Origin of the sequence: Helicobacter didelphidarum (assembly GCF_003364195.1) — a bacterium.
Classification (GTDB): domain Bacteria; phylum Campylobacterota; class Campylobacteria; order Campylobacterales; family Helicobacteraceae; genus Helicobacter_A; species Helicobacter_A didelphidarum.
Map to the genome: position 1 here is coordinate 1 of NZ_NXLQ01000105.1, position 1875 is coordinate 1875.

A 1875-nucleotide genomic window follows, 5' to 3' on the forward strand; every position below is an offset into this window, starting at 1 on the left:
ATATACTCTTAGATGAGTTAAGAGGAGTAAGCAAAGATAAAAACTATTATATCAATGATATAGACTTCTTTGCAAATGGCACAAACAAAGCAAGTTTAAGGATTTTAAAAGATAATAAAGAACTCTATCAGCTAAGAGATAAAGAGAAATTGCAAGCTTTTAGAAATTTAGATGAAAATAATGAGACACATAAAGCTATTGATTGCTATAATACTTGTATCGATATACTCAGTGATATAGCTAAGGGTAATATGAATACAGATAAAAAGACAAATACATATCATGCAAAATATAGAGAATTATTAGAAAAACTCAATATCATAGGGCATAATAATATCAAAGCAATGTATGTGGGGGTGAATGAGGAGAAAAAGTTAGATACCACCAATAATAAATCATCAACATTTCTTACGGGAATAACTACTCTTATAGGAATGAGCACAGAAACCGATAAAAAAGAAGAGGATGATGATAAACCCAAACCCCCTAAAGCTATAGGGCGTTTAGCTACTACGATAATAATGGAGGATGGATTATGGATAGGATAGTTTTAAAAGTATTAGGTTTAATTGCACTAAGTGTAATTTTAATCAGTTGCAACAATTCAAACAAAAGGAACAATATGGAAACTTATCAAATCTACGCACCAAATTCAATAGTGCTTCAAGTCGATAAAGGCACAAACAAGATTCACTTTACAGATGGTGGCTATAAGACAGGTAAATACACAGAAGCTTATTCCAAAGCTCTTATAAAAGCTTGGCAGATAATGGAAGAAGCAAAGAAAAAGTATAAACCCAACTACCTAGACCCTAACTACTATACAGGGCAAAAGTCTCATCTCTCAGAGTTTAAAGCAATCCAAAAGCTTTATTATAAAGAACCTATAAAAGGAGCTATAGCTCCTTGGACAAAAGCAGAAAAAGCGTATTATGAATCTCTAAAGACAAAAAGAGAAAGATATAAATACCTAGTCATTAGAAGTGGTATAAGAAGCTCTGTGATAGATATACCACTAGATGCTATAGCAAATGTAGATGAAAATGGTAATCTCATCAATGAAGAATATAAAGAACTCTATGAGATAGTAGAAGCAAATAGAGGTTTAGCTCATCTAAGTGATGGAAGTTTAGCAATGGCTGAATGGGAGATAGCAGCAGGTATGCTAGGAGATATAAAAGGATTTAGTGGAGGGCAAACTGCTGGTTTTACAGCAAGAACTTATCAAAAAGATGTTTTATCTATTCAATTAGGTAATATGTGGGAAAAGGCTTATTATGGTTATGGTTATTTTTTTAATGGTAAATACAACAGTCCGCTAAGGGAAGCACAAGTGATGAATCTCGTTAAAAAAGTCAAGCCGGATAAATTTGGTATGTATCCTTATATAGATGAGATATTAGGGGTGGATTGGGTGATGGATTTGAATATGGATTATGGTATAGATGGAAAGAGATATTCTAGCGATGAAAGAAGGCTTTATTTAAGCACTCTTGGAGATAAGATACAAGAAGGCAAACTCTTAGACCCTAGAGACCCTAGAGCTACCGAGCAAACAAGGAGAGAATTTATGGAGGCACTGAAATTTAGGCAGTTTATGTCATATGATTTTGATTTAGAAAATGATATAGACCCAAAACAAGCACACATGCATATGTATTCCATAATGTTAGATTCTACAATAATGGCAGTAACTCCCCCACAAGGCTATCCTAATGCTCCTACTTACTATATCCCAGAGTATTTAGAAGAGCTTTATAGAGAGGGGAAGTTTGATATTAAGCTAGACCCTAGAATCCCAGCAATGTATAGAGAATCTTTCCCAGAAGAACTAAGGGCAAAGATACTAGCTTATGCCAAAAAGCATAATATTAA

The 1875-nt window shown here is 33.6% G+C and carries 1 protein-coding gene and 1 pseudogene; both read left to right on the forward strand.

The features are described 5' to 3' along the window. A pseudogene (locus tag CQA53_RS12710) lies at positions 1–548 on the forward strand (hypothetical protein); the annotation flags it as partial. Positions 549–622: 74 nt separating this feature from the next. Continuing rightward, the coding region (locus CQA53_RS11115) for a hypothetical protein (protein WP_115543986.1) at positions 623–1875 on the forward strand (1253 nt) is incomplete at its 3' end.